Source organism: Streptomyces sp. NBC_00996 (assembly GCF_045162675.1).
GTDB lineage: Bacteria > Actinomycetota > Actinomycetes > Streptomycetales > Streptomycetaceae > Streptomyces.
This window is the reverse complement of record NZ_CP108723.1, coordinates 6,912,341-6,934,379: the sequence shown is the minus strand read 5'-3', so window position 1 is coordinate 6,934,379 and position 22,039 is coordinate 6,912,341. Positions and strand designations below refer to the sequence as shown.

Here is a 22,039-nt window from a genome sequence, read left to right as displayed (position 1 = left end):
GAGCAACTGGATTTTAACGCAGAGTAGTTGCCCCGGCTCCACTTCAGGGCGGCCCAAACGGCGGATTCGCCCGTGCGGGTAAACAGGCATATCAGCGTCACTCCGCCGGGGACGCGGGACCGACCGCTACCCGCCACGTCCGGGGGCGGGCCCGGAGGAGGGGATAATGTCCTCGACGCGTCCGATGCGCGGCCGTACCAAGTCGATTCACAGAAGGTACAGAGAATTGGGTTCCCATCCCCCGATACCCACCCGCGTGGTGCTGCTCTGCGGACCCTCCGGCTCTGGAAAGTCCCTTCTCGCGGCCGACTCCGGGCTCCCCGTGCTCCGCCTCGACGACTTCTACAAGGAGGGCACGGACGCGACGCTTCCGCAGGTGGAGGGCAGCGCCGACATCGACTGGGACCACCCGCTGTCCTGGGACGCGGACAAGGCGGTCGCCGCGATCGAGGAACTGTGCCGTACAGGGCGTACGACGATCCCCGTGTACGACATCTCGCTGAGCGCTCGTACCGGCACGGAGACCCTGCGCATCGAGCGGACGCCGCTGTTCATCGCGGAGGGGATCTTCGCCGCCGAGATCGTCGAGCGCTGCCGGGAGCTGGGCGTGCTGGCCGACGCCCTGTGTCTGTCGCGGGGCCCGGTCACCACGTTCCGCCGCCGCTTCCTGCGGGATCTCAAGGAGGGCCGCAAGTCGGTGCCCTTCCTGCTGCGCCGCGGCTGGCGCCTGATGCGCGCCGAGCGCTCCATCGTGGCCCGTCAGGCCGCCCTGGGCGCCCACCCCTGCGACAAGGACGAGGCCCTGGGCCGCCTGACCGCCGCGGCCGCCGGGCGCCGCGCGACCGCCCGCCCGACGGCGGCGTAGTCACCGGCTCCCGGGGCCGCCGTTTCCGTCAGCCGCCCGGGCAGCCCGCGGTCGCGCCGGTCCAGCAGTGGGAGGACCACTTGTTGTCGTCCGAACCGCTGAAGTTGGTGGAGGAACCGGCCGGCAGACCCCAGGTGTCACCACCGGCCCACCAGCGGGCGGGCGGCCCAGGGCGGCCCGGGCGGCCCGGCCCAGTTGTCCAACTGTTGAAGTGCTCTCCCGGCAGAAGCCGGGAGATTCCTGCCTACCTTGCGGTGGCGGGCTTGACGTGACAAGCACGCCTGACGACTGCCCTCCCGGCAGCCGGGATCGCCACGTGGCCGATCCGGTACAGGTGCAAGATGTTCCGGGCTGCGTTCCAGTCGGCATTCGCCTCGAAGCCGCAGTCGGAGTTCTTGCACACGAACGTGGCCTGGTCCTCCCGGCTGCCCGGCGTGGTGAAGCCACAGGCTGAGCAGCGCAGGGAGGTTCCGGGGGCGGGAACCTTGTGGAGGGTGCCGCCGCGCTGGGCGAGCTTGTAGGTCAGCATCGTGACTGTCCTGCCCCAGGCCTCCTGGCTGATGGAGCGGTTCAGCCCGGCTTTCTGCGCGCTTCCCCGGTTCCTCGATGGTGCCCCGGGCGGACTTGACCATGTTCGTGATGGTGAGCTGTTCGACCACCACGGCGCCGTACCGCTCAGCGATACGGGTGGTGGTCTTGTGCTGCCAGTCAACGGCCCGGCGCGTGGCTCTTGCGCGGAGCTGCTCGATCTGGTCGTAGGTATGCCGCAGACGGTTGGAGCTGCGCTCGCCCGGCTTGCGGAAAATCTTGCGGTGCGCGGCCCGCTGCTCCAGGAGCAGGAGTCTTGCCTTTTCCTCGGTGTTCAGCCACTTGTCGCGGTCGGCTGTCTTGTCCGGGAGCCGGGCGGGCCGGCCGTGGTCGAAGTGGTTGCCGTCGGAGAGGGCCAGGGGCAGGTTCACCCCGGCGTCGATGCCGACCTCGGCCCCCTGGTGGGGCTCCGGGCTGGCTTCGAGGGTCTGCACGCGGAAGGCGATGTGCCAGCCCAGCGCATCCTTCACCAGCCGTGCGCCGGTGATCCGGTTCTCCTTGCTGGCCCGCTTGCCCACCGGCAGGTCCTTGGTCCAGCGGAAGCGGACCCGGCCCACCTTGGGGATGTTGACCATGCCCCAACGGCGGTGCACGCGGACGATGTTCAGGTCCCGGCCCTGCGGGATGTCCACGTTCATCACGCAGCGGATGCGGGACTTGAAGCCGGGTGCGTCGGCGCGGCTGTCCCAGCAGTTGCGCCATGCCTGGAAGTACGTCTTCAGTACCGCCTGAGCGGCCTGAGCGGGAAGGACGGCGAGCCAGTCGAGGTCCTTGCGGGACTGGCGAATCGCGGCATCGGCGGCGACCAGGGAACGCTTGTCCTTGGGGAGCATCGTCCACCAGTCGTGCAGCAGGTTCCACATGGTGCGGGCCGCGTGCGCCTGGTCGTCGACGACCCGGACCTGCGCGGGAGTCAGTGCAAGCCGGGCACGATGCCCGAACTGCCGCTCCTTCCCTGCACGTTCCGTGGTCACGCGATCACCGTATCAAATGGCCTATGTCACCACGCTGAAATCCAAATCCCGACGTACGCAGAGGACACCACGTTGTCTGGCACATCGACCGACGCCAAGGCACGCAAGCGGCGCATGGTCGAGAAGTCGGAAGCGATCGTGGCGAACGACAAGGCGGCGCGACAGCGCGAACGGCACGGCACGGCACGGCACGGCACGGCACGGCACGGCACGGGCAACGAAAAGAGGTCCAGGCGGACCCCCCGTCCGCCTGGACCTTTCTCATTTCCCCCGTGGTCCCCCGTGACCCCGTTGGTTCCCCCCGGTACTGCTCCCCCGTACTACCTGTTACCTCTTGCTTCCCCTTGCTTCCCCTCAGACCTTCAGGCGACAAGCTCCCCGAAGGACTCCTCCTCGTCACGGCCGAAGCTGAGGACCTCGTCCTCACGCATGCGGCGGAGCGACCGCCAGATGCTGGACTTCACCGTGCCGACACTGATGTCGAGGATCTCCGCGATCTCCGGGTCGGTGCGGCCCTCGTAGTAACGGAGGACCAGCATCGTGCGCTGGAGTTCGGGTAGCCGGGCGAGCGCCTGCCACAGCACGGCGCGCAGCTCGGTGCCGCGCATCGCGTCCGTGTCACCGGGCGTCTCCGGCAGTTCCTCGGTCGGGTACTCGTTCAGCTTGCGGCGGCGCCACGCGCTGATGTGCAGATTGGTCATGGTGCGGCGGAGGTAGCCCCCGACCGCGGCCTTGTCGCTGATCCGGTCCCAGGCCCGGTACGTCGAGAACAGCGCGCTCTGCAGCAGGTCCTCGGCCTCGAACCGGTCACCGGTGAGGTGGTAGGCGGTTGCGTACAGGGAGGCGCGGCGCTCCTGGACGTAGGCGGTAAACGCCGCTTCGGCATCTACAGTCTCCGACACCGAGCGACGCTCCCCCGTGCCCTCCCCGTACGCGGCTCCCCCGTGAGCCTTCCCCCCGACCGTGCCCGCAGCAGCTGCCGCCGCGGGGCTCTCCCCCGTGAACGCGTCAACCACCGTCATGTACGCGGTGTGCTGACGCCCGGTGCCGCGAGTGCACCCCCGCCCTCCCCCAAGCTCTCGACTGCGCTCGAGCAGGGAAGTACCCCCATCGGCACCGGACTTCTCCGAGCCCCGGGTGACATCGTGGAGCCGCGTGACAACTGCGCTAGTGCTGGTGCTGTGCAGCGTGTTCATCTCGCGCCCCCCGTCGTGGAGTCCCGGTTCTTCGGTTCGTTCGGTCGTGCTTCCTTGCTTGTGTCGAAAAGCTTGCCCGGGCCACTTCATGGCCGTGTCCGCCGACTGTCACAGACCTGTCACAGGGCCCATCCGCAGGCGCGTCACAGTCCGATCACAGACAAGAGCGGTACGACTACGCAGATGACCACTCGGGGGCTCACCGTCGCCCGAGAGGGGCCCTCCTTCTGTACGGGAGATGGGTGGGAGCGCTCCAACGGTCGATACCCGGCCATGACATGGGCCAGAATGACGTCCGTGCCTTCCCTGTTGCTGATCGAGGACGACGACGCCATCCGTACGGCCCTGGAGCTCTCTTTGACTCGCCAGGGACACCGTGTGGCCACTGCTGCCACCGGCGAGGACGGTCTGAAGCTGCTGCGTGAACAGCGGCCCGACCTGATCGTGCTGGATGTGATGCTGCCCGGCATCGACGGATTCGAGGTGTGCCGGCGCATCCGGCGCACCGACCAGCTGCCGATCATTCTGCTGACCGCGCGCAGCGACGACATCGACGTCGTCGTCGGTCTGGAGTCCGGCGCCGACGACTATGTCGTCAAGCCCGTGCAGGGCCGGGTGCTCGACGCCCGGATCCGTGCCGTGCTGCGGCGCGGTGAGCGCGAGGCGAACGACTCGGCGACGTTCGGCTCGCTCGTCATCGACCGCGCCGCGATGACGGTCACCAAGAACGGCGAGGATCTGCAACTGACGCCCACCGAGCTGCGGTTGCTCCTCGAGCTGAGCCGCCGCCCCGGGCAGGCGCTGTCCCGCCAGCAGCTGTTGCGTCTGGTGTGGGAGCACGACTATCTGGGCGACTCGCGTCTGGTGGACGCCTGCGTGCAGCGCCTGCGCGCGAAGGTCGAGGACGTGCCGTCCTCGCCCACCCTGATCCGTACCGTGCGCGGCGTCGGCTACCGGCTGGACAATCCTCAGTGACAGAACCGCAGGACGAGCTCCGCGGCTGGGCCGCGGCGCGCAAGGCGATCCTGTCCGGCCTGCGCTTCACCAGTCTGCGACTGCGGCTGGTCGTGGTGTTCGGACTCGTCGCACTCACGGCCGCCGTGTCGGCGTCGGGCATCGCGTACTGGCTCAACCGCGAGGCCGTGCTGACGCGCGCACAGGACGCGGTGCTCCGCGACTTCCAGCAGGAGATGCGCAACCACGCGAGCATGCTGCCGGTGCACCCCGCGCAGGACGAACTCCAGCGCACGGCCGGACAGATGGCGAACAGCAGCCAGCGCTTCAGCGTGCTGCTGGTCGCCCAGGACACGAACGGCAAGACCGTCGTCGGCAATTCCGAGCTGGACACCTTCACGCTGGAGGACGTACCCAAGTCCCTCCAGAAGGCGGTGAACAAGCAGCAGCCGCTGTCCTCGAACAACAAGTCCGCGTACCACCTCTACTGGCAGCGGATCACCGACCACGACAAGCCGTACCTCGTGGGCGGCGCGAAGGTGATCGGCGGCACCACCACCGGCTACATGCTCAAGTCCCTGGAGCCCGAGGAGAAGGATCTCAATTCGCTGGCCTGGTCCCTGGGCATCGCCACGGGCCTGGCCCTGATCGGCTCGGCGTTGCTGGCCCAGGCCGCCGCGGGCACGGTCCTCAAGCCGGTGCACCGGCTGGGCATCGCGGCCCGCCGCCTGGGCGAGGGCAAGCTGGACACACGACTGCGGGTGTCGGGCACGGACGAACTCGCCGACCTCTCCCGTACGTTCAACCACACGGCGGAGGCGCTCGAGAAACGCGTGGACGACATGAGCGCCCGCGACGAGGCGTCCCGCCGCTTCGTGGCGGACATGTCCCACGAACTCCGCACGCCGCTCACCGCGATCACCGCCGTGACGGAGATCCTGGAAGAGGAACTGGACGCGGAGACGGGCAGTGTCGACCCGATGATCGAGCCGGCCGTACGCCTCGTCGTCAGTGAGACCCGGCGCCTCAACGACCTCGTCGAGAACCTGATGGAGGTCACCCGCTTCGACGCGGGCACCGCCCGGCTCGTCCTCGACGACGTGGACATCGCCGACCAGATCACCGCGTGCATCGACGCCCGCGCCTGGCTGGACGCGGTGGACCTGGACGCCGAGCGCGGCATCACCGCGCGCCTCGACCCGCGCCGCCTCGACGTGATCCTGGCGAACCTGATCGGCAATGCGCTCAAGCACGGGGGTTCGCCGGTACGGGTGTCCGTGCGCGTGGAGGGCGAAGAGCTGATCATCGAGGTCCAGGACCACGGTCCCGGCATCCCCGAAGACGTACTCCCGCACGTCTTCGACCGCTTCTACAAGGCGAGCGCGTCCCGCCCCCGCTCGGAGGGCAGCGGCCTGGGCCTCTCCATCGCCCTGGAGAACGCGCACATCCACGGCGGCGAGATCACCGCGGCGAACGCGCCCCAGGGGGGTGCGGTCTTCACGCTGCGCCTGCCGCAGGACGCGTCGGAACTGCTCACCGACGACCTCCGCGACGCGAATGGGAACGGGCACGGGAACGGACACGGGAACGGACACGGGAGCGGGAACAGCACAGAGGACACCGCCGGATGACGACCGCACGACTCCTCCACCGCCGAGGCGCGGGACGCGCACGGCTCCTTCGCCGCCGGGGCACGGGCCCGGTGCGACTCGTGCACCTCCGTGACACGGGACGCGCACGATCCCCCCGCTCGCAGGGCGGCCGCCTCGCACGGCTCCCGCGTGTCCGGCGTCCGGCCGGTCCGGCAGGTCGGCCGCGTTCAGCGGGTCCGGCGGGTCTGCCGCGTCCGGCAGGTCCCGCAGGTCTGCCGCGTCTTCGGGGCCTGCGGCCCTGGCTGGTCGTTCCGTTGCTCGCCGCGCTGCTGGCGGGCTGCGGCATCCGGTCCACTCAGGTCCCGACGGACTTCGGTCCGGCGCCGTCGCGGGTGCCCTGTGCGCTGTCCGGGCCGGACATCTCCACCCAGTCCTCCCGAGGCGTGCCCGTCCAGGTCTTCCTCCTCTGCTCCGGGCAACTGGTCACGGTCGACCGCTCGGTCCGGATCCCGGACGGTACGGCGGAGGCGGCGCGGCGGGTCCTGGTGGCCCAGGGGCTCCTCGACGAGCTCGCCGAGACGTCCTCCGCGCCGGAGCAGCAGGCCGGGTACACGACGGACGTGCGCGGCGGTATGACGGTCAGTGGGCCCCGGGACAAGGATCCCGAGGACACGCTCCGGCTGAGCACGCCGCCCGAGGACCTCACGTCCTCCGCCCTCGCCCAGATCATCTGCACCTTCTCCGACTCGGCCGCGGCCCAGGACGACGGCTCCGTCATCCTCGGCGGCCCCGCCCCGTCCCCCCTCCTCAGCTACGAGTGCACCCCCGAGGTGCGCTCCGATCCCCTCACCAAGTCACCACCGTCGACGACGGTCGGGGGGGCGTGACGTGTCGGCGCGTTGAGTTGGTTCGCCCCCGCCGCCCCTGCCCGTCCCGTACGCGGGGGCTGCACCCCCAGACCCGCGCTCAAAAGATCGCCCGGTTCCCCGCGCCCCTCAAAGGAGCGCGGGGAACCGGGCGAAAACACACCGCCCGGAACCGATCGTGCCGCACCCCGCGTCTTGGGGGGCGTGCAGCGTCAAGGTTCAGACGGCGGCAGCGCCGTGACCCGCGTCCGTGTGGCAGGAGGTGTCCTCCTCGTCGCACACCTGGCCCTCGTCGCCTGGATCACACTGCGTCCCCTGGACGTCCCCTGGGTGAGCGCCGCCAATCTGCGGCCCTTCGCGGGCATCAGAGCCGACCTCGCACTGGGCCCGGAGGTGGCGGCCCGCCGCATCGCGGAGGGCCTGGGCCTGCTCGCCCCGCTGGGCGTCCTGCTCCCGATGGCGGGCGGCAAGCTCGCCGTTTCCCCGCTCGGCTCCCTCATCCGCACGGTCGCCGCCGGCGCCCTGCTCTCCCTGGGCATCGAGCTCCTGCAGACCGGCGTCCCGGGCCAGGTCGTGGACGTGGACTCCCTGCTGCTCAACACGGTCGGCGTGGCCCTCGCCCATCTCGCGATCGTGCCCGCCGCCAGGGCCGGGCTCCGCCGCCGGGCCGAGACCCGACGCCGCGCGGCCCTCCCCCGGGAGGACACGGCTCAGGGTCGGACCCCGACGATTCCCAGGGTCGGGATCGCACCGTAGAGCGAGGCTTGGCCCGCTTCGTCCCCGTAGCGTTGAAGACATGGAAGCCGGACACCCCGGCACTCGACGACGGTTCGCGAAGGAGCCACCATGACCGCCCTTGCCCGCCCCACCAACGGCCGCATGATCGGCGGAGTGTGCGCAGCGCTGGCACGGCGCTTCGGCACCTCCGCGACCACGATGCGCGTGCTCTTCGTGCTCTCCTGCCTGCTCCCGGGCCCGCAGTTCCTGCTCTACATAGCGCTGTGGATCCTGTTCCCGTCCGAGGACAAGGCCGCCCGCACGGCCTGGTGAGCCCAGCAGCCCTCGCACACGCGCCGGTGGGGCGCACCCAACCAGGGTGCGCCCCACCGGCGTTCGCAGAAGTGGCGGGCCTCAGCCCAGCGGAATCCCGTTCACCGGCAGACCGTGCGTAGGCAACCCATGCACCGGCAGCCCGCCGAGCAGCCCGGCCACGGGCGCGGCCGGCCCGTCGGCGAGCACCTTCGCGGCGGCGGGCTGGGCCGCGGCCAGACCCCCGCCGAGCGCGCTCTTTCCCTGGGTGAGCGCCTCACCGGCCCCCGGCAGCGCCTTGGCGACGTTCTCCGCCGGCAGCGTCTGGGTGACGGTGTCCAGCGCCGAGGAGGCGTCGGGCACGGCCGGCGCCGCGTTCGCGGCGCCCGCGCCGGCAGCGGCGAAGGCGGCACCGAGAGCGGCGACACCGAGGGTCTTGGCAGCAGACTGCTTCATTTTGAATGCGTCCTTGGATCCGTGAGACGGGGATGTGAGCGGTCCAAAAACGTAAACACGCAGAGCCGACCTCCGCAAACATCAAAAAGCGATCGAGTCATGGAGAAGGAGTGAAGACCCGGCCGCTTTCCGACCCCTCCGATCAGGTCTGATTCTCCACAGACCCCCTGGTGGCAGCAGTCTGCTGGAACAGCCATTCGGACTTCAGCTCGGCATATCCGGGCTTGATCACGTCATTGATCATCGCCAGCCGTTCATCGAAAGGAATGAATGCTGACTTCATAGCATTGACAGAGAACCACTGCATATCATCGAGCGTATAACCGAACGCCTCGACAAGGTGCTCGAATTCCCGGCTCATACTGGTGCCCGACATAAGTCGATTGTCCGTATTCACGGTCGCCCGGAAATGCAGCCGCCGCAGCAGTCCGATCGGATGAGCGGTGTACGAGTCGGCCGCGCCGGTCTGGAGGTTGGAGCTCGGACACATCTCCAGCGGGATGCGCTTGTCACGCACGTACGAGGCGAGCCGGCCGAGTTTCACGGAGCCGTCCTCGTGGACGTGGATGTCGTCGATGATGCGCACGCCGTGGCCGAGCCGGTCGGCGCCGCACCACTGCAGCGCCTGCCAGATCGAGGGGAGCCCGAAGGCCTCACCGGCGTGGATGGTGAAGTGGTTGTTCTCCCGCTTGAGGTACTCGAAGGCGTCGAGGTGCCGGGTGGGCGGGTAGCCGGCCTCGGCGCCGGCGATGTCGAAGCCGACGACACCCAAGTCCCGGTAGCGGTTCGCCAGTTCGGCGATCTCCAGGGCGCGGGCCGCATGCCGCATGGCGGTCAGCAGGGCACCCACCCTGATCCGGTGCCCGTTCTCCCGGGCGATCCGCTCGCCCTCCCGGAAGCCCTCGTTGACCGCCTCGACGACCTCTTCGAGGGTGAGCCCGGCCTCCAGGTGCTGCTCGGGCGCGTACCGGACCTCGGCGTAGACGACACCGTCCTCGGCGAGGTCCTCGGCGCACTCGGCGGCGACCCGGACGAGAGCGTCGCGGGTCTGCATGACGGCGCAGGTGTGGGCGAAGGTCTCCAGATACCGTTCCAGCGAGCCGGAGTCGGCGGCCTCGCGGAACCAGATGCCAAGCTTGTCGGGATCGGTCTCGGGGAGGCGGGAGATGGGGGCACCGCCCACGCCGTTGAGGCTGTGGGGGACCGTTTCCTGGGCGAGTTCGACGATCGTCCCGGGGCGCAGCCCCCCGTCGAGGTGATCGTGCAGCAGGACCTTGGGCGCCCGGCGGATCTGTTCCGAGCTCGGGGTGTTCTGGATCTGGCTCGTCATTTTCGCACTGTACGCCCTACGCGCGTAGATCTCCCGTTGTACGAATCCGTCGATACGTAACGGTGACCGCGCGGACGGGTGGCGTACACCGTTGCTTCTGACACTGTTCTGTCATGGCACAGCAAGCGACACCGGTTCGCAGAGCCCGGCTGGGCAGGGCGCTCGGCCCGGAACCGACGTCGGTCGGCGGAGTGGTTCTGCTGCTCCCGGGCGGCGAGGAGACCTCCGCCCGCAGACCGTCCCCCATGATGGCGACCGCCTCCGTACGCGCGTTGGGACGCCGCCTCACCCGCGCGGGACACGCGGAAGGCCTGATCACCCACGTGGTGCACTACCGCTTTCGCGGCTGGAACGGCAGCGAGGCACATCTGGCGCGCGACGCGTCCTGGGCCACCGACGAGGTCGTACGCCGCTACGGAGACGTCCCGGTGTGCCTGGCCGGCGTGGACATGGGCGGCCGCGCGGCACTGCGGGCGGGCGGGCACACGGCCGTCAACTCCGTACTGGCGCTCGCCCCCTGGCTGCCCGAGGAGGATGTGGCGGCGCGCCCCGAACCGGTGAAGCAGCTGGCCGGACGCCGTGTGCTGATCGTGCACGGCACGAACGACCACCGCACCGACCCGGAGCTGTCCTTCCGGCTCGCGGCACGCGCCAAGAAGGCCAACCGCGACGTCTGCCGCTTCGAGGTCCACTCCGACGGGCACGCGCTGCATCAGTACCGGTCGGAAGTGCTGGCGCTGGCGGAGAACTTCGTGATGGGGGCGCTGTTCGGCCGGACTTTGTCCCGCCCGCTCGAGGATGCGCTTGCCGCGCCTCCGCCGCTCGGGCTGCGGATGCCGCTCGCCTCCGGGTTCGGGAAGGCTCTGCGTCACTAGGCCGTGAGGGTCCGCGGGGTGCCGCGGACCGGTCGCGCCCACGCGGCGGAGCCGCATGTGCCACAGCCGGCGCCCCTGAAGACAGGGGCTCCGCCGCCCCCTCAGTCGGGGAGCAGATGTCCCCTCCTCGACAGCAGGAACTTCTTGAAGGCGGCCACGGGTGGGGTGTCGGGGTGGCCGTCCATCCAGGCCACCCCGATTTCGCGGACCGCGCGGGGGGCGGTGACGGTCAGCTCCACAACCCCCGGGCGGGGTACGGCAGGCGGTGGCAGCAGGGCGACCCCGAGCCCCGCGGCCACGAGGCCGCGCAGTGTTTCCGCCTCCTCGCCCTCGAAGGCGATGCGCGGTTTGAAGCCCGCCTCCTTGCAGAGGTCGTCGGTGATTCGGCGCATGCCGTAGCCGGGTTCCAGGGTCACGAAGGTCTCGTCGGCGGCCTCGGCGAGGCGGATGCGTTTGCGGGCGGCGAGGTGGTGGTCGGCCGGTACGACGAGCCGGAGTTTCTGCTCGTCCAGGCGGCGGCCCACCAGGTCGGGCGCGTCCGGCACGGGCGAGGTGAGGCACAGATCCAACTCGCCCGAACGCAGGCCCTCCAGCATCGCCTCGCCGTAGTTCTGCACAAGGCTGAAGCGGACGCGGGGATGCTCGGCGCGGAACGCGCGGATCAGGCCCGGCACCGTCTCGGACCCCATGGTGTGCAGGAAGCCGAAGGCGACCTTGCCGGTGGCCGGGTCGGCGTCGGCGCGCACCTCGTCGGCGGCGCGCTCGATCTCGGCCAGTGCCCGCTCGACGGAGCCGAGGAACGTACGCCCCGCGGCCGTGAGGGAGACGGTCCGTCCCCTGCGCGCGAACAGGTCGACACCCAGGTCCTGTTCGAGCCGGACCATGGCCCGCGACAGGGTCGACTGCGGGACCTGCATCTCCTGCGCCGCCCGGGTGACGTGCTCGGTGCGGGCGACCCCGGCGAAGTACGCGAGGCGTGGGGCGAGCAACCTCGACATGCCCGCGCTGTCTTCTGTGTCACTGTACGGTGACAGGTGAGCTTCTGACCTCCGCTGATGCGCCATGGGAACGATTATGGAGTTTCCATGCATTGGACGGATGAGTGGCGGGTCCTTAGGTTCGAAGCATGCCTTCCGCCAGTACCGGGGCGTCCGCCACCGTGGACGCCGCCACCACCGCCCCTGTCCCTTCCGCGCCGTCCGCGCCTTCGTCCGTCGATTCCCGTATGGCCCCGGGCGGGCCCGGCTACCGCCGGATGAGTTTCGCCCTCTTCCTGGCGGGTGTCGCGACCTTCGCGCTCCTCTACTCCACACAGGCCCTCCTCCCGCTCGTCTCCACGGACTTCGGGGTCACAGCGAGCGAGGCGAGCTGGACGGTGTCGGCCGCGACGGGCGCGCTGGCACTCTTCGTGCTCCCCATGAGCGCGCTGTCGGAGCGTTTCGGGCGGCGTACGTTGATGACGGCGTCGCTGACGGTGGCGGTGGCGGTCGGACTGCTGGTCCCCTTCGCCCCCTCGATCGGCGCGCTGGTGGTGCTGCGGGCAGTGCAGGGCGCTGCCCTCGCCGGACTTCCGGCGTCGGCGACGGCGTACCTGGCCGAGGAGGTCCGCCCCAAGGCCCTGATCACAGCGATCGGCCTCTTCGTGGCGGGCAACAGTGTCGGCGGGATGAGCGGTCGGGTCATCACCGGCTGGGTGGCGCAGGAGTGGGGCTGGCGGGTGGCCGTCGGCACGATCGGGATCATCGCGGTGGCCTGCGCGGTCGCCTTCCGGCTGCTGCTCCCGGCGCCCCGGCACTTCACTGCGGGCTCGCTGCGGCCGCGCGTCCTGGCGCGCACGGTCCGCGACCACCTCGCGAACCCTCTGCTGTGCCGGCTGTACGCGATCGGCGCGCTGTTCATGATGGTCTTCGGCGGGGTCTACACGGTCATCGGCTATCGCCTCACCGATGCCCCCTTCTCCCTCCCCCAGGGCGTCATCGGCTCGATCTTCCTGGTCTATCTGGTCGGTACGGTGTCGGCGTCCACGGCGGGCAAGCTCGTCGGACGACTGGGCCGGCGCGGCTCGCTCTACCTGGCGGGCGGCACGACGACCGCCGGTCTGCTGCTGTCCCTGGCCGACTCGCTTCTGCTCGTGCTGCTGGGTCTGGTCCTGATCACCGCGGGCTTCTTCGCGGGGCACGCGGTGGCGTCCTCTTCGGTGAGCCACACCGCGGTGCGTGGCCGGGCCCAGGCCTCGGCCCTCTACCAGTCCGCCTACTACGTCGGCTCCAGTGCCGGCAGCACGCTGGGGGCTGTGGCCTTTCACGCGGGTGGTTGGGCCGGCACGGTGACCCTCGGTCTGCTCGCCGTCCTCGGCGTCGTGACCATCACGGTCTTCGGCTCCCACGCGGCCCGGGCCCGGTCCCGCCGGAAGCCGGCCCTGGCCCACTGACGGCGTTCTCGCCCCCGCCGCCCCTGCCCGTCCCGTACCTGGGGCTCCGCCCCAGACCCCGTTCGCGCAGTTCCCCGCGCCCCTGAAGGGGTGCGGGGAACTACGCTTTCAGCGGGTCCGGGGGCCGAAACACACACCAGCGCAACCCCCTGCGACCTGCGCCTTTTCCCGCTCGGCACGCCATTGTCAGTGGGCTGCGGTAGCTTCCGAAGTGCCGGCGCAACGACGCGCGGGACAGAAAGCAGCCACAGGGGTGGGTTGGCTATGAGCAGCGACGGTACGGCGACGACAGACCTGGACGTCCGGCTGGAGAAGCACCGGGTCGAGCTGACCGGTTACTGCTACCGGATGCTCGGCTCCTCCTTCGAGGCCGAGGACGCGGTGCAGGACACGATGGTCCGCGCCTGGCGCAGCTACGACAAGTTCGAGGGCCGCTCCTCCATGCGGTCATGGCTGTACCGGATCGCGACGAACGTGTGCCTCGACATGCTGAACGCGGGCAACAAGAGGGCCCGCCCCATGGATCTCACCGCCCCCTCGCCGCTGGCCCAGGCGGCGCTCACCCCCCGCGCGGACAACACCTGGCTGGAGCCGATGCCGGACGCCCGCGTACTGCCGACGGTCAGCGACCCGGCCGAGGCGGCGGTCGCGAAGGAGTCGGTGCGCCTCGCCTTCATGGCGGCCCTGCAGCAACTGCCGCCGAAGCAGCGGGCCGTGCTCATCCTGCGCGAGGTCCTCGCATGGAAGGCCAGCGAGGTCGCCGAGCTGCTCGGCACCTCCGTGGCATCGGTCAACAGCGCGCTGCAGCGGGCCCGCGCCACCCTCGCCGAGAGCGACGGCACCGGTGCGGAGGCCGCCACCTCGGATCCGCTCGACGAAGAGCAGCAGAAGCTGCTGGAGCGCTATGTCGCCGCGTTCGAGGGGTACGACATGACGGCGCTGACGGCGCTGCTCCACGAGGACGCGATCATGACGATGCCGCCGTTCGATCTGTGGCTGCGCGGCACGGACGACATCACCGGCTTCATGACGACGCTGGGCGCCGCATGCGCGGGCTCCCGCCTGGTGCCGGTCGAGGTCAACGGCCTGCCGGGCTTCGCGCAGTACAAGCCCGACCCGGAAGCGGAGGGCTACACGCCCTGGGCGGTGCAGGCGCTGGAGATCTCAAAGGGGCGGATCACCGGGTTCCACTGCTTCCTGGACACCGCCCGTTGGTTCCCGCTCTTCGGGCTCCCCCTCCGACTCGATGAAGCCGGCGGAATCGATGGTGTCGAAGCGGAGGCCGACCAGGTCCAGTAGGGCACGCAGGGCGGGGTCCGGGTTCCTCAGTCGGATCCGGCCCCCGACCCGACGCGCGGTCAGCTCCAGTCTCGCCAGTACGTCGACGACGGCGAGACCGGGCGGGCCGAGCCCCGCGACATCGCAGACCACGACCCCGGCCCCGGTCGCCTCCAGCTGCGCCCGCACGTCGTCACAGAGCCGCGGCACCTCGTCACGGGTGACGGGTCCGGGCAGCACAAGTACGGCGGGTGTCGTGGCGTCCACAGTCAGTAGACCGGCCGGGAGCCGAGAACTCATCGCCGGACATGCCGAACGGGACCGATGGTCGTGCGCAGGTCCACCGATCCCGTTCGCCCAGGGGAGGCCGTGTCCATCAGCGGCCTCCCCTGGGCCTGCCCGCGTCAGGCGATTCGGTCCAGCACGATCGGGGTCGGCGCGAACTCCGTGCCCGCGGCCGCGATGTCGTAGGAACCCTCGACCGCCTGGAGCGCGTATGCGAAGCGCTCCGGGGTGTCCGTGTGCAGGGTGAGGAGGGGCCGGCCCGCCGTCACCGTGTCGCCCGGCTTGGCGTGCAGTTCGACGCCCGCCCCGGCCTGCACCGGGTCCTCCTTGCGGGCGCGTCCGGCGCCGAGGCGCCAGGCGGCGATACCGATGTCGTACGCGTCGAGGCGGGTCAGGACGCCGGAGGCCGGGGCGCTGACCACGTGCCGCTCGCGCGCGACGGGCAGCTCGGCGTCCGGGTCGCCGCCCTGCGCGGCGATCATGCGGCGCCAGACGTCCATCGCGGAGCCGTCGGCCAGCGCCTTCGCCGGGTCGGCGTCCTTGATGCCGGCCGCGTCGAGCATCTCGCGCGCCAGCGCGATGGTCAGGTCGACGACGTCCGAGGGGCCACCGCCCGCGAGGACCTCGACCGACTCACGGACCTCCAGGGCATTGCCGGCCGTCAGACCGAGCGGCGTCGACATGTCCGTCAGCAGCGCGACCGTCTTCACGCCGTGGTCCGTGCCCAGGCCCACCATCGTGGAGGCGAGTTCCCGCGCGTCCTCGATGGTCTTCATGAAGGCGCCGGTGCCGACCTTCACGTCCAGGACCAGGGAGCCCGTGCCCTCGGCGATCTTCTTGGACATGATCGAGGAGGCGATCAGCGGGATCGCCTCGACCGTGCCGGTGACGTCTCGGAGCGCGTACAGCTTCTTGTCGGCGGGGGCGAGGCCGTCACCGGCCGCGCAGATCACCGCACCCGTGGTGTCGAGGACGTGCAGCATCTCCTCGTTGGACAGCAGCGCGCGCCAGCCCGGGATCGACTCCAGCTTGTCCAGCGTGCCGCCGGTGTGGCCGAGGCCGCGCCCGGACAGCTGCGGGACGGCGGCGCCGCAGGCGGCCACGAGGGGCGCGAGCGGCAGCGTGATCTTGTCGCCCACGCCGCCGGTGGAGTGCTTGTCGGCGGTCGGGCGGGACAGGGACGAGAAGTCCATGCGCTCGCCCGAAGCGATCATCGCGGCGGTCCAGCGGGCGATCTCACGGCGGTTCATGCCGTTGAGCAGGATCGCCATGTTGAGGGCGGCCATCTGATAGTCGGCGACCTCGCCGCGGGTGTACGCGTCGATGACCCAGTCGATCTGCTCGTCGCTCAGCTCGGCGCGGTCCCGCTTGGTGCGGATGACGGAGACGGCGTCCATGGCCATGGCTTTCCTTCCGAATGAGGAGCGGCCCCTCCCTGGGATCAGTCGATCAGGAGGGGCCGCAGGGCATTACTTGGTGAGATGGCCCGGACCGAAGGCCTGCGGCAGCATCTCGGAGAGCGGCAGGATTCCGGCCGGGGTCTCCAGGAGCAGGTCGGCCCCGCCGAACTCGTACAGCAGCTGGCGGCAGCGCCCGCACGGAACGAGGATCTCGCCCCGCCCGTCGACGCAGGTGAAGTGCGTCAGGCGGCCGCCCCCGGTGTTCTGCAGCTGGGAGACCAGACCGCACTCGGCGCACAGGCTGATCCCGTACGAGGCGTTCTCGACATTGCAGCCGGAGACGATCCGGCCGTCGTCGACGAGGGCCGCGGCGCCGACCGGGTAGCCCGAGTAGGGGGCGTAGGCGCGGGACATGGCCGCGCGTGCCACCTCGCGCAGCGCCTCCCAGTCGACGGCCGCTGAACCCGCGTCGGCGGACGTCACTTGCCCTGTCCCTTCCGGTACGGCAGGCCGTCCGCCTTCGGCATCCGCAGGTGCTGCGCGGAGAGCGAGAGGACGAGCAGCGTCACGATGTACGGAGTGGCGCTCACGATCTGCTGCGGGATGGTGTCGGTGGCGGTGTACCAGACGAACATCCCCGCCGAGACCACGGCGGTGACCAGCGCGGGGACCGTCCGCTTCTTCCACAACAGGTAGGCCGCGCCGAAGACCAGCAGGATCGCGAGGAGCAGGATCAGCGCGTGCACGTTGGTGCCGCCACCGCGCAGGTTGAGGCTGTCGGTGTAGCCGAACAGGCCCGCGCCGAGGGCCAGGCCGCCCGGCATCCAGTTGCCGAAGATCATCGCGGCGAGACCGATGTAGCCGCGGCCGGCCGTCTGGCCGTCGAGGTACACGTTGGACGCGACGATCGACAGGAAGGCGCCGCCGAGGCCGGCGAAGCCGCCCGAGATGATCACGGCGAGGTACTTGTACTTGTACACGTTGACGCCGAGGGACTCGGCGGCCACCGGGTTCTCACCGCAGGAGCGCAGACGGAGCCCGAAGGCCGTGCGCCACAGCACCCACCAGGTGGCGGGGACGAGAGCCACCGCGACGACCGTCAGGGGCGACAGGTCGGTGACGAGACCGCCGAGCAGGCCCGCGATGTCCGAGATCAGGAACCAGTGTTTCTCGTTGAGCGTGTCCAGCCAGCTGGACAGTCCCGGGATGTCGAAGGTGCCCAGCGAGTCGATCGGCGGGGACTGCTTGGAGGAGCCCTGCGGCGCGTTCTCGAAGGTGAACTTGGAGAGGTAGCGAGTGGTGCCGAGCGCCAGGATGTTGATGGCCACACCGGAGACGATGTGGTTGACGTTGAAGGTCACCGTGGCGATGGCGTGCAGGACGGCGCCGAGGGCACCGCCGATGATGCCGAAGGCGACACCGGTCCACGGACCCCACTGGTAGCCGGCCCAGGCACCGAACCAGGTGCCGAGGATCATCATGCCTTCGAGGCCGATGTTGACGACGCCCGCGCGCTCGGCCCACAGACCGCCGAGGCCCGCGAGGCCGATCGGCACCGCGAGGCGCAGCGCCGTGGACATCTGCCCGGTGGAGGTGATGCCGTCCGCGCCGGTGATCAGACGGACGATCGAGGTCAGGATCAGTACGCCCGCGATGACGAGCAGGAGTACCGGAAGGGACATACGGCGGCGGCCCTTGCCGGGCTGCTGCGCCTGCGGCTTGGCGGCGGTCGCGGTGCTCATCGGGCAGCCACCTCCTTCGGGGAGTTGTTGTTGGCGGCGGCCGCGGCCAGTTCCTCACCGACCCGCTTCTGCTGGCGGCGCAGGCCCCAGACGCGTACGGCCTCGTAGGAGATGACGACCGCGAAGACGATCAGGCCCTGCATGATCGTGGCGATCTCCTTCTCGTACGCCACCGGAGTCGCGTAGTCGAGGGCCGGGGACGCCTTGTCGAGGAAGGCGATCAGCAGGGCGGCGAAGGCGATGCCGACGGGGTTGTTGCGGCCGAGCAGGGCGATGGTGATGCCGGTGAAGCCGAGTCCGGTCGGGAAGCTCAGGCTGTAGGTGTGGGCGTCGCCGAGCAGCAGCGGAAGGCCGGAGAGGCCGGCGACCGCGCCGGAGATCAGCATCGCGGTGAGCACCATGCGCTTGGCGTCGACGCCGGAGGCCGCGGCGGCGGTCTCGGAGGCGCCGGTGGCGCGCAGGTCGAAGCCGAAGCGGGTGCGGTTGAGGACGATCCAGTAGATGACGCCCATGAGGATCGCGAGGAAGACCAGGCCGTAGATCTCGCCGACGTCAGCGCCGAGGTTGATGCCCTTGACCCAGCCGGACTCCTTCATGACGCCGGTGGTGTTGTTGTTGCCGACCTGCACGCCCCAGATGTTGTCGAGGGTGAGGTAGCCGATGAGGCTGGTGGCGATCGCGTTGAGCATGATCGTCGAGACGACCTCGCTCACACCCCGGGTGACCTTCAGGACGCCCGCGATACCGGCCCAGAAGGCACCGGTGAGCACGCCGACGAGCAGCAGCACCGGGATCTGCAGGAAGGACGGCAGGGCGAGGTGCGCGCCGACCACCGCGGTCATCATCGCGGCGAGGCGGTACTGGCCGTCGACGCCGATGTTGAACAGGTTCATGCGGAAGCCGATGGCCACCGCGAGCGCCGCCAGGTAGTACAGCGACGCCTGGTTGATGATCAGCACCTGGACGTCGGAGTACGTCGCCTGCTGGAGCATCAGGGAGTACGGCTCGAACGGGTTCTTGCCCGAGGCGAGCAGCACGACCGAGGTCAGCGCGATCGCCGCGACGAGTGCGATGACCGGGCCGGCCACCGCGAGGAGCACCCGCTCCTTGTCGAACTTCTTCATCGGGCCTCGTCCTCCGGGGCGGCGCTTTCCTCTACGTGCTCCAGGTGTCCGGAGGCGGCGCCGGTCATGGCCGAGCCGAGCTCCTCCGGAGTGACGGTCGCCGGGTCGGCGTCCGCCGCGAGCCTGCCGTTGTAGATCACCCGCAGGGTGTCGGACAGGCCGATCAGCTCGTCCAGGTCCGCGGAGATCAGCAGGACGGCCAGCCCCTCGCGGCGGGCCTCGCGGATCTGGTCCCAGATCGCGGCCTGCGCGCCGACGTCCACACCGCGGGTGGGGTGGGCGGCGATCAGGAACTTCGGGTTGTGGCTCATCTCGCGCCCGACGATCAGCTTCTGCTGGTTGCCGCCGGACAGGGAGGCGGCGGTGACGTCGATGCCGGGCGTGCGGACGTCGTACTCCTCGACGATCCGGCGTGTGTCCGCCTGGGCACCCTTGATGTCGAGCCAGACGCCCTTCGCGTTGGGCTTCTCGGTGACGTGGCCGAGGATGCGGTTCTCCCAGAGCGGGGCTTCCAGGAGCAGGCCGTGGCGGTGGCGGTCCTCGGGGATGTAGCCGATGCCGTCCTCGCGACGCTTACGCGTGGACCAGGACGTGATGTCGTCGCCCAGGAAGCGGATGGCGCCGGAGTCGGCGTTCTTGAGGCCGATCAGCGCGTCGATCAGCTCGGTCTGGCCGTTGCCCTCGACACCGGCGATGCCCATGACCTCGCCCGCGTGGATGGTGAAGGTGACGTCGTCGAGGACGCGCTTGACCGCGTCGGCGGTCTCGGCCGTGTCCTGGGTGAGCAGACCGGTGGCGCTCGGCTCGGCGAGCTCGCCGAGCGAGGCGCTGCCCCTCGCGTAGACGGTGAGGGCCTCGACCTCGATCACGGGCTTGTCCGTGACGGTCGACTCGGCGGTCTCCGGGGTGGGCAGTTCGCTGCCGACCATCATCTCGGCGAGCTGACGCGGCGTGGTCTTGGAGGGGACGGCCGTACCCACCGTGGTACCCCGGCGGATGACCGTGATCTCGTCGGCGACCGACAGCACCTCGCCCAGCTTGTGCGAGATGAAGATGACGGACAGGCCCTCGGACTTGAGCTCGCGCAGGTTGTCGAAGAGTGCGTCGACCTCCTGCGGCACGAGTACGGCGGTGGGCTCGTCCAGGATCAGGGTGCGGGCGCCGCGGTAGAGGACCTTGAGGATCTCCACGCGCTGGCGGTCGGCGACACCGAGGTCCTCGACCAGGACGTCCGGGCGGACGTTCAGCCCGTAGCGGTCGGAGATCTCCTTGATCTTCTTACGGGCGGCGCCACCGATGCCGTACAGCTTCTCGCTGCCGAGCACCACGTTCTCGAGCACCGTCAGGTTGTCGGCCAGCATGAAGTGCTGGTGGACCATGCCGATGCCGCGCGCGATGGCGTCGGCGGGCGACGAGAAGGTGACCTGCTCGCCGTCGACGGCGATGGTGCCCTCGTCCGGCTTCTGCATGCCGTAGAGGATCTTCATCAGCGTCGACTTGCCGGCGCCGTTCTCACCGACGAGGGCGTGGACGGTGCCTTTCCGGACACTGAGGTGGATGTCGTGGTTGGCCACCACACCGGGGAAGCGCTTGGTGATCCTCGCCAGCTCGACCGCGGTCGACTGCGCGGTGAGCGGAGGGCTGCTGGACGCGTCGATGGCGCACTCTCCTTGGAAAAGGGGCCTATCTACGCGCGTAGCGCCCCTGCTTTAAATAGTGCCCGGACCTGATCGCACTCGATCCGCTCCGAGCATTCTGCCGCGCGAACGGGGCGCGGGCCGGTCATCCTTCCCGCACCCCGTTCCGTGGCCGTAACGCTGCCATTACAGCGTTGCCCTTGGCCATGGTTTCGACGTCTGGCTATCACCTGGTGACGACGTCTTGACCATGGCCGGCGTCATGGTCGCGTTCAGGAGGTCTTGACCGTGATCGAGCCGTCCTTGATGCCCGCCTCGGCCTTCTTCAGCGCGGCCTGCAGGTCGGCGTTGTTCTTGAACACCGGGTTCGAGTCGGCCAGGCCGACACCGCCGGTGGCGAGGCTGGCGCGGACGACGCCGGTCTTGGGCGTGCCGTCGTGCACCGACTTGGCGAGGTTGTAGACCGCGCCGGCGACATCCTTGGTGGCGGAGGTCAGGATGGAGTCCTTGTACTTCGACAGCGCGTCCTGCTTGTACTGGTCCGAGTCCACACCGATGGCCCACACCTTGTGCGCGTTGGCGGACTGGATGACGCCCTGGCCGGACAGGCCCGCAGCGGCGTAGATGACATCGGCACCGGCGTCGATCTGGCCGTCGGCGGCAGCCTTGCCCTTGTCCGGGCTGGCGAAGCCGCCCTCCTGAGGCGTCTGGGTCAGGTACTGCTTCTCGATCTTGATCTTCGGGTTGACCGACTTGGCACCCTGGACGTAACCGGCCTCGAACTTGTGGATCAGCGGGATATCCACGCCGCCGACGAAGCCGATGTGGTTCTTCTTGGTCGCCTTGGCCGCGGCCACGCCCGCCAGGTAGGAGGCCTGCTCCTCGTGGAAGACCATGTCGGAGACGTTCGCGGCCTTGTCCTGCTCGTCGTCGATGATGCCGAAGGTGACCTTCGGGTACTTCGCCGCGACCTCCTTGATGGCCGGCGCGTAGACGAAGCCGACGCCGATCACCGGGTTGTAGCCCGACTTGGCGAGCTGCTCCAGGCGCTGCACCTTGTCGGCGTCCGTCTCGCCCTCCTGCGGCTCCACGTCCGAACTGGTGTAGCCGAAGGCCTTGTCGGCCTTCTCCAGACCGGCGAACGCGGCGTCGTTGAAGGACTGGTCGCCCTTGCCGCCGATGTCGTACGCGAGACCGATGCCCTTGCTCTTGCCGCTCTCGGCGGAGGAGGAAGAACTGGTCGAGCTGCTACCACAAGCGGACACGGAGAGAGCAAGGGCTGCGGTTGCAGCGCCTGCAACCGCGATACGGGACAACCGGCGCATGGAACGAGACTCCTTTGTGCAAGCGCCCAAACCAGGCGCTGGTTCCGCCGCAGCGTAACGCGCGTAGACCAGACGGAAAACCCCTTCTGTCC

At 69.7% G+C, this 22,039-nt stretch carries 19 protein-coding genes and 2 pseudogenes; 9 read left to right on the top strand and 12 right to left on the bottom strand.

Annotated features, from left to right (window positions below; all coding sequences use genetic code 11):
- The first annotated feature begins 184 nt into the window (after positions 1-184).
- Positions 185-865, top strand: a complete 681-nt coding sequence (locus OG390_RS32605; protein ID WP_406177981.1) for a uridine kinase — start codon at positions 185-187, stop codon at positions 863-865.
- A 244-nt stretch (positions 866-1,109) separates the two neighbouring features.
- Here the strand turns inward: OG390_RS32605 and OG390_RS32600 are convergent.
- Positions 1,110-2,370: pseudogene (locus OG390_RS32600) on the bottom strand (RNA-guided endonuclease InsQ/TnpB family protein).
- Between the two features lie 419 nt (positions 2,371-2,789).
- On the bottom strand, positions 2,790-3,623 hold the full coding sequence (locus OG390_RS32595) for a SigE family RNA polymerase sigma factor (RefSeq protein ID WP_406172951.1): 834 nt from the start codon (positions 3,621-3,623) through the stop codon (positions 2,790-2,792).
- A gap of 297 nt (positions 3,624-3,920) precedes the next feature.
- Here OG390_RS32595 and afsQ1 point away from each other — a divergent pair, with 297 nt between their 5' ends.
- The 5 genes from afsQ1 to OG390_RS32570 all read left to right on the top strand — a co-directional run bounded on the left by afsQ1 (position 3,921) and on the right by OG390_RS32570 (position 8,085).
- A complete protein-coding gene (afsQ1, locus tag OG390_RS32590) occupies positions 3,921-4,598 on the top strand; it encodes a two-component system response regulator AfsQ1 (RefSeq protein WP_099505496.1) in 678 nt (225 codons plus the stop codon).
- Positions 4,595-6,208, top strand: a complete 1,614-nt coding sequence (locus OG390_RS32585; protein ID WP_406172950.1) for an ATP-binding protein — start codon at positions 4,595-4,597, stop codon at positions 6,206-6,208. The genes afsQ1 and OG390_RS32585 overlap by 4 nt, the downstream gene beginning before the upstream one ends.
- A gap of 233 nt (positions 6,209-6,441) precedes the next feature.
- Positions 6,442-7,056 carry a hypothetical protein gene (locus OG390_RS32580; protein ID WP_406177979.1) on the top strand — a complete coding sequence of 205 codons (615 nt, stop codon included), beginning with the start codon at positions 6,442-6,444 and terminating at the stop codon, positions 7,054-7,056.
- 183 nt (positions 7,057-7,239) lie between these two features.
- The gene (locus OG390_RS32575) at positions 7,240-7,791 is read left to right on the top strand and encodes a VanZ family protein (protein WP_406172949.1); all 552 of its coding nucleotides are present in this window, start codon (positions 7,240-7,242) and stop codon (positions 7,789-7,791) included.
- A 90-nt stretch (positions 7,792-7,881) separates the two neighbouring features.
- On the top strand, positions 7,882-8,085 hold the full coding sequence (locus tag OG390_RS32570) for a PspC domain-containing protein (RefSeq protein WP_399076799.1): 204 nt from the start codon (positions 7,882-7,884) through the stop codon (positions 8,083-8,085).
- An 81-nt stretch (positions 8,086-8,166) separates the two neighbouring features.
- Here OG390_RS32570 and OG390_RS32565 read toward each other — a convergent pair whose 3' ends face one another.
- Together OG390_RS32565 and OG390_RS32560 are read right to left on the bottom strand one after the other, a co-directional pair.
- On the bottom strand, positions 8,167-8,520 hold the full coding sequence (locus OG390_RS32565) for an ATP-binding protein (protein WP_406172948.1): 354 nt from the start codon (positions 8,518-8,520) through the stop codon (positions 8,167-8,169).
- Between the two features lie 142 nt (positions 8,521-8,662).
- Positions 8,663-9,850, bottom strand: a complete 1,188-nt coding sequence (locus OG390_RS32560) for an adenosine deaminase (protein ID WP_406172947.1) — start codon at positions 9,848-9,850, stop codon at positions 8,663-8,665.
- 113 nt (positions 9,851-9,963) lie between these two features.
- On the opposite strand from OG390_RS32560, the gene OG390_RS32555 reads away from it, so the two are divergent.
- A complete protein-coding gene (locus OG390_RS32555; protein ID WP_406172946.1) occupies positions 9,964-10,725 on the top strand; it encodes an alpha/beta hydrolase in 762 nt (253 codons plus the stop codon).
- A 101-nt stretch (positions 10,726-10,826) separates the two neighbouring features.
- Here OG390_RS32555 and OG390_RS32550 read toward each other — a convergent pair whose 3' ends face one another.
- Entirely contained in the window at positions 10,827-11,789 is a 963-nt protein-coding gene (locus OG390_RS32550) for a LysR substrate-binding domain-containing protein (RefSeq protein ID WP_406172945.1), read from the bottom strand.
- A 62-nt stretch (positions 11,790-11,851) separates the two neighbouring features.
- Between OG390_RS32550 and OG390_RS32545 the strand changes: the two genes are divergently transcribed.
- Together OG390_RS32545 and OG390_RS32540 are read left to right on the top strand one after the other, a co-directional pair.
- Positions 11,852-13,156, top strand: coding sequence for an MFS transporter (locus OG390_RS32545; RefSeq protein ID WP_406172944.1), 1,305 nt, complete (start codon positions 11,852-11,854; stop codon positions 13,154-13,156).
- Between the two features lie 264 nt (positions 13,157-13,420).
- Positions 13,421-14,455, top strand: a complete 1,035-nt coding sequence (locus tag OG390_RS32540; RefSeq protein WP_406172943.1) for a sigma-70 family RNA polymerase sigma factor — start codon at positions 13,421-13,423, stop codon at positions 14,453-14,455.
- A 39-nt stretch (positions 14,456-14,494) separates the two neighbouring features.
- Here OG390_RS32540 and OG390_RS32535 read toward each other — a convergent pair.
- The 7 genes and pseudogenes from OG390_RS32535 to OG390_RS32505 form a co-directional block, all read right to left on the bottom strand.
- Positions 14,495-14,734, bottom strand: a pseudogene (locus OG390_RS32535) (STAS domain-containing protein); the annotation flags it as partial.
- Positions 14,735-14,838: 104 nt separating this feature from the next.
- The gene (locus tag OG390_RS32530) at positions 14,839-16,122 is read right to left on the bottom strand and encodes a thymidine phosphorylase (RefSeq protein WP_406172942.1); all 1,284 of its coding nucleotides are present in this window, start codon (positions 16,120-16,122) and stop codon (positions 14,839-14,841) included.
- A gap of 66 nt (positions 16,123-16,188) precedes the next feature.
- Positions 16,189-16,602, bottom strand: coding sequence for a cytidine deaminase (locus OG390_RS32525; RefSeq protein WP_406172941.1), 414 nt, complete (start codon positions 16,600-16,602; stop codon positions 16,189-16,191).
- Positions 16,599-17,861 carry an ABC transporter permease gene (locus OG390_RS32520; RefSeq protein ID WP_406172940.1) on the bottom strand — a complete coding sequence of 421 codons (1,263 nt, stop codon included), beginning with the start codon at positions 17,859-17,861 and terminating at the stop codon, positions 16,599-16,601. The genes OG390_RS32525 and OG390_RS32520 overlap by 4 nt, the downstream gene beginning before the upstream one ends.
- Complete coding sequence (locus OG390_RS32515; protein WP_406172939.1) at positions 17,858-18,985, bottom strand: ABC transporter permease; 1,128 nt, start codon at positions 18,983-18,985, stop codon at positions 17,858-17,860. The genes OG390_RS32520 and OG390_RS32515 overlap by 4 nt, the downstream gene beginning before the upstream one ends.
- Positions 18,982-20,643, bottom strand: coding sequence for an ABC transporter ATP-binding protein (locus OG390_RS32510; protein ID WP_406177977.1), 1,662 nt, complete (start codon positions 20,641-20,643; stop codon positions 18,982-18,984). Before OG390_RS32510 ends, OG390_RS32515 begins: the two co-directional genes overlap by 4 nt.
- 251 nt (positions 20,644-20,894) lie before the next feature.
- Positions 20,895-21,947, bottom strand: coding sequence for a BMP family protein (locus OG390_RS32505; protein ID WP_406172938.1), 1,053 nt, complete (start codon positions 21,945-21,947; stop codon positions 20,895-20,897).
- Positions 21,948-22,039 lie beyond the last annotated feature (92 nt).

Excerpts from the sequence above, each read along its gene's own strand:
- OG390_RS32605 (WP_406177981.1), top strand. The coding sequence starts at position 185 with ATGCGCGGCCGTACCAAGTCGATTCACAGAAGGTACAGAGAATTGGGT.
- OG390_RS32595 (WP_406172951.1), bottom strand. The coding sequence starts at position 3,623 with ATGAACACGCTGCACAGCACCAGCACTAGCGCAGTTGTCACGCGGCTC.
- OG390_RS32570 (WP_399076799.1), top strand. The coding sequence starts at position 7,882 with ATGACCGCCCTTGCCCGCCCCACCAACGGCCGCATGATCGGCGGAGTG.
- OG390_RS32565 (WP_406172948.1), bottom strand. The coding sequence starts at position 8,520 with ATGAAGCAGTCTGCTGCCAAGACCCTCGGTGTCGCCGCTCTCGGTGCC.
- OG390_RS32560 (WP_406172947.1), bottom strand. The coding sequence starts at position 9,850 with ATGACGAGCCAGATCCAGAACACCCCGAGCTCGGAACAGATCCGCCGG.
- OG390_RS32555 (WP_406172946.1), top strand. The coding sequence starts at position 9,964 with ATGGCACAGCAAGCGACACCGGTTCGCAGAGCCCGGCTGGGCAGGGCG.
- OG390_RS32550 (WP_406172945.1), bottom strand. The coding sequence starts at position 11,789 with ATGGCGCATCAGCGGAGGTCAGAAGCTCACCTGTCACCGTACAGTGAC.
- OG390_RS32545 (WP_406172944.1), top strand. The coding sequence starts at position 11,852 with ATGCCTTCCGCCAGTACCGGGGCGTCCGCCACCGTGGACGCCGCCACC.
- OG390_RS32540 (WP_406172943.1), top strand. The coding sequence starts at position 13,421 with ATGAGCAGCGACGGTACGGCGACGACAGACCTGGACGTCCGGCTGGAG.
- OG390_RS32530 (WP_406172942.1), bottom strand. The coding sequence starts at position 16,122 with ATGGCCATGGACGCCGTCTCCGTCATCCGCACCAAGCGGGACCGCGCC.
- OG390_RS32520 (WP_406172940.1), bottom strand. The coding sequence starts at position 17,861 with ATGAGCACCGCGACCGCCGCCAAGCCGCAGGCGCAGCAGCCCGGCAAG.
- OG390_RS32515 (WP_406172939.1), bottom strand. The coding sequence starts at position 18,985 with ATGAAGAAGTTCGACAAGGAGCGGGTGCTCCTCGCGGTGGCCGGCCCG.
- OG390_RS32505 (WP_406172938.1), bottom strand. The coding sequence starts at position 21,947 with ATGCGCCGGTTGTCCCGTATCGCGGTTGCAGGCGCTGCAACCGCAGCC.